The organism is Arthrobacter sp. 18067 (genome assembly GCF_902706295.1).
In the GTDB taxonomy this organism is placed as follows: Bacteria; Actinomycetota; Actinomycetes; order Actinomycetales; family Micrococcaceae; genus Arthrobacter.
On the sequence record NZ_CACSJJ010000041.1, the window covers coordinates 1 to 9,720 of the forward strand.

General features: G+C 63.8%; 8 protein-coding genes and 1 riboswitch. Of the genes, 6 read left to right on the forward strand and 2 right to left on the reverse strand.

All coding sequences use genetic code 11. The annotated features are described in order from the left end of the window. Positions 1-199: 199 nt before the first annotated feature. Entirely contained in the window at positions 200-679 is a 480-nt protein-coding gene (locus tag GVL04_RS23630) for a hypothetical protein (RefSeq protein WP_159709080.1), read from the reverse strand. Between the two features lie 282 nt (positions 680-961). Between GVL04_RS23630 and GVL04_RS23635 the strand changes: the two genes are divergently transcribed. After that, the gene (locus GVL04_RS23635) at positions 962-1,777 is read left to right on the forward strand and encodes a sigma-70 family RNA polymerase sigma factor (protein WP_159709082.1); all 816 of its coding nucleotides are present in this window, start codon (positions 962-964) and stop codon (positions 1,775-1,777) included. A 103-nt stretch (positions 1,778-1,880) separates the two neighbouring features. On the opposite strand, the gene GVL04_RS23640 is transcribed toward GVL04_RS23635, so the two are convergent. Further along, positions 1,881-3,431 carry an MFS transporter gene (locus GVL04_RS23640; RefSeq protein ID WP_159709084.1) on the reverse strand — a complete coding sequence of 517 codons (1,551 nt, stop codon included), beginning with the start codon at positions 3,429-3,431 and terminating at the stop codon, positions 1,881-1,883. 72 nt (positions 3,432-3,503) lie between these two features. Here GVL04_RS23640 and GVL04_RS23645 point away from each other — a divergent pair, with 72 nt between their 5' ends. The 5 genes from GVL04_RS23645 to GVL04_RS23665 form a co-directional block, all read left to right on the forward strand. Continuing rightward, on the forward strand, positions 3,504-4,043 hold the full coding sequence (locus GVL04_RS23645; protein WP_159709086.1) for a TetR/AcrR family transcriptional regulator: 540 nt from the start codon (positions 3,504-3,506) through the stop codon (positions 4,041-4,043). 92 nt (positions 4,044-4,135) lie between these two features. Next, positions 4,136-4,233, forward strand: a riboswitch (glycine riboswitch). A gap of 164 nt (positions 4,234-4,397) precedes the next feature. Next, the gene (gcvP, locus tag GVL04_RS23650) at positions 4,398-7,244 is read left to right on the forward strand and encodes an aminomethyl-transferring glycine dehydrogenase (protein WP_159709088.1); all 2,847 of its coding nucleotides are present in this window, start codon (positions 4,398-4,400) and stop codon (positions 7,242-7,244) included. A gap of 10 nt (positions 7,245-7,254) precedes the next feature. After that, positions 7,255-8,388 (forward strand): glycine cleavage system aminomethyltransferase GcvT, encoded by a 1,134-nt coding sequence (gcvT, locus tag GVL04_RS23655; RefSeq protein WP_159709090.1) that lies wholly within the window; start codon positions 7,255-7,257, stop codon positions 8,386-8,388. Between the two features lie 262 nt (positions 8,389-8,650). Then, positions 8,651-9,037 carry a glycine cleavage system protein GcvH gene (gcvH, locus tag GVL04_RS23660; RefSeq protein WP_089593885.1) on the forward strand — a complete coding sequence of 129 codons (387 nt, stop codon included), beginning with the start codon at positions 8,651-8,653 and terminating at the stop codon, positions 9,035-9,037. A 226-nt stretch (positions 9,038-9,263) separates the two neighbouring features. Then, the coding region (locus tag GVL04_RS23665) for a serine dehydratase beta chain (protein ID WP_327785625.1) at positions 9,264-9,720 on the forward strand (457 nt) is incomplete at its 3' end.

The window sequence follows — 9,720 nt, forward strand, 5'->3', positions numbered from 1 at the left end:
GAACGATCCGAGGACAACACCAACTGCACCGCTTCCTCACGAAACGCGGCATCATATTTTCTTCTGGGACCAGTCATTCTGTAGTCGATCTCCCATCAACCTGTCTCAGAAAACCATACGACCGCAGACGCCCAAAAACCTGCGGAAGGTGAGAGAGGGACGCCCAAAAACCTGCAGAAGGTGAGAGAGCATCCCGAGGCTAGGCCAGCCCCAGGAAGTCCCGCAGCGTTGGCAGCGATGCGGCACGGGCAGCGGCGATAGCGCGTTGGACGTTCGCATCGCGGGCCAAGAGCGCCAAGTCGTCTGAACCAGCCAGATCCGGATCAGCCGGCGGCTGAGAGGGCTCGGGGGCCGGCGAAGAGCCCGACGAAGCCTCCAGCAGCGCGACGTTAGCGGCAACGGCGTCGTCAATTCCGGTGAGCAGCCCGGCCATTCCGCGGCGGTGATCTAAAAGAAGCTCGGGCCAGATTCCCGGCGGTGCGATCGAGATAAGGGCAGGAAGCGTCAAATGGTCCGGCGCTTTCCATTCTGCGGCCAGCGCGGACGCCTCAACTCCGCGTGCAAGTGATTCGAAGCGGAGATTTTCGAGGACTTTTTCGAGTTCGGCCGCGGTGAAGTTCAGCCGGTGCCAGTTGCCTGCCCGGAGGTGCAGGAGCTGCGTTTCGAGTAGGAAAAGCAAGAAATCAAGTTGCCTCCGCTCGCGCCACAGCGTTGCCGATAGCTCGTCCGCCCCCACGGTTCCCCAATTCATTTTATGGCCCGCCAAAATCACGATTTGGCAGGGTTTGTGTTTACTTCTGTTGAGCGTACACGCAGAGTCGTTTTCAGGTGATATGTTCACTGAACACGTACCTGAACGAAGTCCTAAAACGCCGCCTTGATTGTCTCTGAGCGGCCTTCCCGAACTACGCATTTCAGGTCCTTGCAACTCAATAATCCGGTCTCATGGGGGGACTCACTTTTGAATCGCGAACAGCGCAACGAGCTGGTGTTGCAGCACCTTCCGCTCGTTGGTTACTTGGTCTCTGACCTTTGCGCGCGTGCCACACATTTGTCGCGCGACGATTTTGCTTCTGTTGGTTCCATGGCGCTCATTACGTCGGCCGACTCCTTTGATCCTGACCTCGGCGTTCCCTTCGGTGCTTATGCGCGTCGACGGATCGTGGGTGCGTTCGCGGACGAGATGCGGGCCGGCGATTGGGCCACCCGCTCAGCCCGCAAGCGGATCAAGGAAACCACGGCCATTCAGGAGACCTTGACCGGGGTTCTGGGCCGAAGCCCCAGCATTGCCGAGATGGCGTCCGCGCTGGGTGTGGAACGCAGCCACGTCGAGGCCGCGCTGGCCGATGCCGCGCGAACCCTCAGCTCCCTCGACGAAGTCGTCGCGGATACGGTGGCCTCTCCCGCAGAATCACCGGAGCACTCGGTCCTGGCCGATGAGCGAATCAAGTACCTCCGTGCCGCCGTCGAGGCCTTGCCGGAAAAGATGCGCTTCGTGATCCAGGAGATCTACCTGGCGGGACGGTCTGTGAAGGAGCTTGCCGAGGAACTGGGCTCAACCCACGCCGCCGTGTCGCAGCAGCGGGCCGAAGGCATCCGGCTCATGCGCGACGGCCTGGCCGCCCATTACGCCGACACGCCGGATCAGGTGTTCGAACCTGAGTCACGCATCACCGCCCGGCGGCGGAACGACTACCTTTCAGCGCTGGCCACAGCAACCACCGGTGGTATCACCCGCGGTCTGGGTTTGGGGTCCACGCTGAACAGCGCAGTTTAGGCAGCAACACGCAACGGAAGCCCGGGTCGCTGAGCGGCCCGGGCTTCCGTCTGCCTCCACGGCTTGCGGCTTACTGCCTACTGCGCCTTCGGCGTTGGGCCTGTTACTGCGCCTTCGGCACACGCCGAAGTACGACGGCGGCGAGTACTGCCGCGCCCGCCATCAGTACCAGCCCAATCGCCGCAGTGATGTGGACGCCGGACTCGAAAGCTGTCCGGGCGGCATGTGTCAGCGCCTCCGACAACGGGGCCGGCAGGGCGGCCGCCGCATCAACAGCGCCAGCGAGCGTTTCGCCGGAGTTCCCGGCAGCTTGCTCGGAGATCCCGTCCGGAATGATCAGGTTGTGCTGGTAGGAAGCCGTAAGGATGGAGCCGAGCACAGCCGTTCCCAGAAGCGAACCCAGTTCGTAGCCGGTTTCGGAGATGGCCGAGGCCGCTCCGGACTTGTCTGCCGGCACCGAGGCCAGGATGAGGTCGTTGGAGATGGTCTCCGCGGCACCCACTCCCACAGCAAGCACGGTCAGGGCTGAGAGCAGGAAGACCGGTCCGCTGCCGTGGTCGCCCACCACCACTACCAGGTACCCCACGGCGCTCAAGGTCAGCCCGGCGGCCACCACGAATCCGGGCCGCACACGCTTCACCAGTGGCACCACCAGGAGGCCGGCGATGACTGTTGCCAGGAGCGCAGGAATCATGGCGATGCCTGCCTCCATGGGGGACTGGCCTTCAACCAGCTGCAGGTGCTGGGCGAAGAAGTAGATGAAGCCGGTCATGGAGAACAGGGACAGCACGTTGGCCACGATGGCCGTGCTGAACACCTTGTTCTTGAACAACGCGACATCCAGCATGGGGCTTTCGATCCGCTGCTGGCGGCGGACGAAGAGGATGCCCATCACCACGCCGAAGCCCATGAAGGCTGCGGCCGATGCTCCGAAGCCATGCACGGCGAATTCCTTGATGCCGTAAACAAATGGAGCCATGGTGACCACTGACAGGACAATGCTGGGCACGTCCACGCGTCCCGGATTGGAGTCCTTGGACTCGGGAATCAGGACCCGGCCGAAAGCCAGGAGCGGCAGGAGAAGGAAAGCTGCCACCAGGAAGACGGCGCCCCACCAGAAGTGTTCCACCAGCCAGCCGCCAAAGATCGGGCCGAGGGCTGCGCCACCGGAGAAACCGGCAGCCCAGACGGCGATCGCAAGCCGGCGGCGGTTGGGGTCGGTAAAGATGTTCCGGATCAGGGAAAGCGTGGATGGCATCAGCATGGCGCCAAAGACGCCAAGGCCGGCGCGTCCGGCAATGAGCCACTCCGCGGAAGGCGCGAAGGCTGTAGCAGCCGACACCGCCGCGAAGCCGGTGCTGCCGATCAGCAGCAGCCGCCGTCGTCCGATCCTGTCGCCCAGGTTGCCCATGGAAACGAGAAGCGCCGCGAGGACCAGCGGGTAGGCGTCAACAATCCAGAGGAGTTGAACGCCACCCACGTCCAGGGATCGGGCGATCTCGGGCAGGGCGAAGGTGAGCGCGGTGTTGTCGACGGCCACCAGCAGCACCGGGAACATCAGGAGCGCCAGTGCCGTCCAATCGCGCCACGGTGCTGCCTGGCCCATATCGGGACGAGCGGAACGGGGTGCTTGGGTTGAGGACGGCGAGAACATGTCACTAACTGTACCGTCCAGACGGTACAGTTTCAAATGGAACCCCCCAAGCCTTTAGGGAATGATGTACTCATGCCACGAAAACCAGTTGCCCGGGATGCCGTCCTGGATGCCTACGAAGCCCTCCTTATCGAGGTAGGGGAGCGGGCTGCCACGCTCGACGCCGTTGCCAAGCGTGCGGGAGTGTCCAAGGGTGGGCTGCTGTACCACTTTCCCAATAAGGAAGCGCTGATCACGGCCCTTTTGGAGCGCCTGGACCGGCTCGCCGATGAAGATACCGAGCTGATGAAGGCGGCGCCGGATGGTTCGGCTGCCTATTTCATCAGGTCCTCGCTCTGGGCGGATACGCCCATGGACCGGGCCTTCGTCGCCGCCACCAGGCTGGCTGAGGTGGCCCACGAGGAAACCCGCCGCAGGTTTGCCGCAATCCAACAGCGGTGGCTGGACGTGCTGGCGGAAGACGTCGGGCCGGAGGTTGCCAAGGCCGTCAGTTACATGGGTGACGGGCTGTATTTCAACGCGATGTTCGAAGGCGGCCAGGACGACGGCAACGCAGGCCGGGAGGCCGACGTCGAAATCCTCTTGGGAGTCCTGGACCGGCTGCGGAAGTAGCACGTCGCCCATTTGCGGCGGCGCCCGCCACGTAGGACAATTAACCCTTGTGGCCTGCCCTGACTGAGGTCGCGTACAACTGAACATGCCTTTGATCTGCGGCGGGAGAGTCCTGCAAGCAAGTGATGCAGGCGCCGTAGGAGCAAACCCTCCCCAGGAATCTCTCAGGCCCACGCACCGCCGCGGCAAGGCAACTCTGGAAAGCAGCAGGCGTCCTTGGACGCTGTGCTCACCGACGGTGCAAGCGATGGTTGTCCCAACAACGCGCGGAAACTCTCAGGTCCAATACAGAGCGGGGAGGAACCCGAGCCGCTGTGGCGTACCCAAACGCCGCCCAAGTATTGGAGTTCCTTCGTGACGGTTAGTTCTGCCTCCACCACCTTCGTCGATCGGCATATCGGCGCCCGCCGCCAGGCCGACATTGAGACCATGCTCAAGTCCGTCGGCTACGACACCGTTGATTCCCTGGTCGACACCGCCGTTCCGAACGACATCCGCCAGGACGTTGCCCTCACCCTGCAGAACGCGCTGAGCGAAGTTGAGGTTCTGGCCGAGCTGCGCAAGCTCGCGTCCAAGAACAAGACTGCCGTGCAGATGATCGGCCAAGGCTACTACGACACCGTGACGCCGCCGGTGATTCGCCGCAACATCCTCGAGTCCCCGGCCTGGTACACCGCCTACACCCCGTACCAGCCCGAAATCTCGCAGGGCCGCCTCGAAGCACTCCTGAACTTCCAGACCATGGTCCAGGACCTGGTTGGCCTGCCGATCGCCAACGCTTCCCTCCTGGACGAAGCAACGGCCGTGGCCGAGGCCGTCCTGATGATGCGCCGTGCCAACAAGAACAAGGCCGCCCAGGACGGCAAGACCGTCCTTGACGCCGACTGCCTCCCGCAGACCATCGCCATCGTGAAGGGCCGCGCCGAAGCTCTCGGCTTCGAAGTTGAGGTCGCTGACCTCTCGCTCGGTCTCCCGGAAGGCGCCATCAACGGCGTCGTCCTGCAGCAGCCCGGCGTTTCGGGCCGCGTGTTCGATCACTCTGCCGTCATTGCCGATGCCAAGGAACGCGGCGCGCTGGTCACCGCCGCTGCCGACTTGCTGTCCCTGACGCTCATCACCCCTCCGGGTGAGCAGGGCGCCGATATCGCTGTTGGTTCCGCGCAGCGCTTGGGCGTTCCGCTGTTCTTCGGCGGCCCGCACGCCGCGTACATGGCCGTCCAGAAGGGCCTGGAGCGTTCCATGCCCGGCCGTCTGGTGGGCGTTTCCAAGGACGACGCCGGTGTCCCCGCCTACCGCTTGGCGCTGCAGACCCGCGAGCAGCACATCCGCCGGGAGAAGGCCACGTCCAACATCTGTACGGCACAGGCCCTGCTCGCCATTGTCGCTTCGATGTACGCCGTTTACCACGGTCCCGAAGGCCTGAAGGCTATTGCCGAGACCGCCCACGGCCACGCCCGCACCCTCGCAGCGTCCCTGAAGGCTGCCGGCGTCGAGGTCCTCCACGGTTCCTTCTTCGACACCATCACTGTCCGCGTCCCCGGAAAAGCTGCCGAGCTCGTCGCCGCTGCCGAGGCCAAGGGCATCAACCTGCGCGGCGTTGACGCTGACACGGTTGGCATCTCCGTTGATGAGACAACTACATCCGATATTGTCGGCGGTCTCCTCGCGGTCTTCGGCGCTTCGGTGCTTGAGTCCGCTGATGGCTTTGCACTTGAGGGCTCTGTTGAGCGCACGAGCGACTTCATGCAGCACCCGGTGTTCAACACCCACCGCTCCGAAACCCAGCTCCTCCGCTACATCCGCAAGCTCTCAGACCGGGACCTCGCGCTTGACCGCACCATGATCCCGCTGGGTTCCTGCACCATGAAGCTGAACGCCACCGCTGAGATGGAAGCCATCTCCTGGCCGGAGTTCGCCTCGATCCACCCGTTCGCGCCGGACTCGCAGACCGAGGGCTGGCGTGAACTGATCAGCGACCTCGAAGCCCAGCTGACCGAGATCACCGGCTACGACCAGGTGTCCATCCAGCCCAACGCCGGCTCCCAGGGCGAGCTCGCCGGCCTGCTGGCCATCCGCGGCTACCACCGCTCCAACGGCGATGACCAGCGCAACGTGTGCCTCATCCCCGCTTCCGCTCACGGCACCAACGCAGCCTCCGCAGTGCTCGCGGGCATGAAGGTAGTGGTTGTCGCCACCGCACCTGATGGCACCATCGACCACGTTGACCTTAAGAACAAGATCGAGGCCAACCGGGACGCCCTCTCGGCCATCATGATCACCTACCCATCCACGCACGGTGTGTACGACGCCGACGTCCGCGAAGTCTGCGACGCCATCCACGAGGCCGGCGGCCAGGTCTACATCGACGGCGCCAACCTCAACGCACTTGTTGGCCTGGCCCAGCCGGGCAAGTTCGGCGGCGACGTGTCCCACCTGAACCTGCACAAGACCTTCTGCATCCCGCATGGCGGTGGCGGACCCGGCGTTGGCCCCGTCGCGGCCAAGGCACACCTCGCGCCGTTCATGCCGGGTGACGCAGCATCCTGGACCGAAGGCAACGACGTCCCGATCTCCGCATCCCGCTTCGGTTCCGCCGGTGTCCTGCCGATCTCCTGGGCCTATGTGAAGCTCATGGGTGGCCATGGCCTCACCGAAGCAACCAAGTCGGCCCTGCTTGCTGCGAACTACATCGCTTCGCGCCTCAACGACCACTTCCCGGTCCTCTACACCGGTGAAGGTGGACTTGTAGCGCACGAGTGCATCCTGGACCTTCGTGAACTGACCGCGAAGACCGGCGTCACCGCTGAAGACGTGGCCAAGCGCCTCATCGACTTCGGCTTCCACGCCCCCACCCTTGCGTTCCCGGTTGCCGGCACGCTGATGGTGGAGCCCACCGAGTCCGAAGACCTGGTTGAGATCGATCGCTTCATCGAAGCCATGATCACCATCCGCAAGGAAATCGACCAGGTTGCCAGCGGGGACTTCGCCGTTGAGAACTCGCCGCTGCGCAAGGCACCCCACACGGCTGCCGCCGTCGTAAGTTCCGATTGGGACCGCGCGTACCCGCGCGAGCAGGCCGCCTTCCCGGTCCACCACCTCAAGCAGGACAAGTACTTCCCGCCCGTCGGCCGTATCGACGGCGCAGCCGGAGACCGCAATCTGGTCTGCTCCTGCCCGCCGATCGAAGACTTCGAGAACTAAAGGACTGGTCATGACGGAGAATTACACAGCTCTTTACGAAGAGCACAAGAAGCTTGGCGCGTCCTTCACGGACTTCGGAGGCTGGCAGATGCCGCTCAAGTACTCCTCGGAGTTGGCTGAGCACCACGCCGTCCGCAAGTCCGCTGGCCTGTTCGACCTCTCCCACATGGGCGAAGTCTGGGTCACCGGCCCCGAGGCCGCAGCATTCCTCGACTACGCCCTGGTAGGCAAAATCTCCGCCATGGCCGTGGGCAAGGCCAAGTACTCGCTGATCTGCCAGGAAGACGGCGGCATCATCGATGACCTCATCACGTACCGTCGCGGCTCCGAGAAGTTCCTGGTGGTTCCGAACGCCGGCAATGCTGCCGTTGTTGCTGCTGCTCTTTTGGAGCGTGCCGCTGGTTTCGACGTCGTGGTTGAGGACGCTTCGGCCGAGACATCGTTGATCGCTGTCCAGGGACCGCTCGCCGAAGCCATCCTGCTGCGCTTGGTTCCGGCCGAGCAGCACGCACTGGTCACCGAACTGAAGTACTACGCGGCGGTTGAAGTCCCGTTCACGTTCGACGGCGGCACCCAGGAACTGCTGTTGGCGCGCACCGGTTACACCGGCGAAGACGGCTTCGAGATCTTCGTCGGCAACGACTCCGCTGCTGCCCTGTGGCAGGCCATCGCCGAGGTTGCTGGGGAAGGCGAGCTCACTCCCGCCGGCCTCGCTTCCCGCGACTCACTGCGCCTCGAAGCAGGCATGCCCCTGTACGGCAACGAACTCTCGCGTGAAGGCAACCCGTTCGCGGCAGGACTCGGACCGGTGGTGGCGCTGTCCAAGGAAGGCGACTTCGTCGGCAAGGACGCACTCGCAGCCCTCAAGGCTGACGGCGCCGGTGCCACCATCGGGCGCAAGCTCGTAGGCCTTAAGGGCCTGGGACGCCGTGCCGGACGCGGTCACTACCCGGTCCTCAAGGACGGCGCAGTAGTTGGCGAAGTGACCTCCGGTCAGCCCAGCCCGACGCTCGGCTACCCCGTAGCGTTGGCGTATGTTGACGTCGAGCACGCCGAGCTTGGTACCGCGTTGGACATCGACCTGCGGGGTAAGAGCGAGCCGTTCGAAGTCGTCGCACTGCCGTTCTACAAGCGCCAAAAGTAGGTCACGGGTTTTTCGAACCTGGCGACCTCTGCATGCTCGGTCGCATGTGCGCCCGCTGAGCGGGCGCGATGCTCCCTTGGACGCATGCTGCCGGTCGCCAGGCTCGAATCCGATTTTCCTCCGGCGCTTCGTGAACCGCTAAGGTGCTGGGGGAGTGGGGGGCCTGCCGAAGGTGATCCTTTGCCACACCCCTGAATCATCCGCGCTCACGGCCCCCGGCGCGACACAATTAGATGTAGCCACTACACGTAAAGGAATCAGAATGCCCAAAGTAGCGCCCGAACTTCAGTACTCCGACGAGCACGAGTGGGTCTCCCGCGGCGAAGGGAACTCGGTATCCGTCGGTATCTCCGAGGTTGCCACCGACGCTCTGGGTGACATCGTGTACGTTGACCTCCCCGAAGTTGGCTCCACGGTCACCGCTGGCGAGACCTGTGGCGAAGTTGAGTCCACTAAGTCCGTCTCGGACCTGTACTCGCCGGTCACCGGTGAGGTTACGGAGATCAACGACGCTGTTGTCGGCGACCCGGCCCTGATCAACAACGACCCCTACGGTGCCGGCTGGCTCTTCAAGGTCGCCGCTGAGTCCGAGGGCCCGCTGCTCTCGGCCGAGGAATACGCCTCCAAGAACGGCGGAGACCTTTCCTAGGTTGCGCGCCTGAGCGGACAGCGCCAACGGGCCGAACTCAGGCAGGCCACCACGCCCACAGTGGCGTAACGTGGGATTGAAGAACTGAATAAACTTGCGACGCCGGGTTGCCGCCTTTGGGGGCCATCCGGCGTCGTGCTTCGGTCGACCTCCGCCACAAGCGGGGGAGGCCATCCGGCAGGACCATCTGCCGGACCGCTTCAAGCTGTATTAAGGGATCCCGACCATGGCTGTTGGTGTTTTCGATCTGTTCTCTGTGGGTATTGGTCCGTCGAGTTCGCACACTGTGGGACCGATGCGGGCGGCCGCAGTCTTTGCCGGTGAGCTGAAGGACGCTGGTGTCCTGGGCTCGGTGGCGTCGTTGCGCGTTGATCTGTATGGGTCGTTGGCTGCGACGGGGCGTGGCCACGGGACCATGACGGCTACGCTGCTGGGCCTGGAGGGGTACCACCCCGAGCTGATCCTTCCCGACGAGGTGGAGGAGCGGTTGGCCACGATCGCGGAGACGGGTGTGCTGAACCTTGCTGGTGCGTCCGGTGAGGGTGTGGAGCTTCCGTATGCGGTGGAGGATATGGTGTTGCATCCGTTGACGGTGTTGCCGCGGCATACGAACGGGATGAAGTTTGCTGTCTCTGATGCTGAGGGAAGCCTGGTGCGGGAGGCGACGTTCTTCTCGGTGGGTG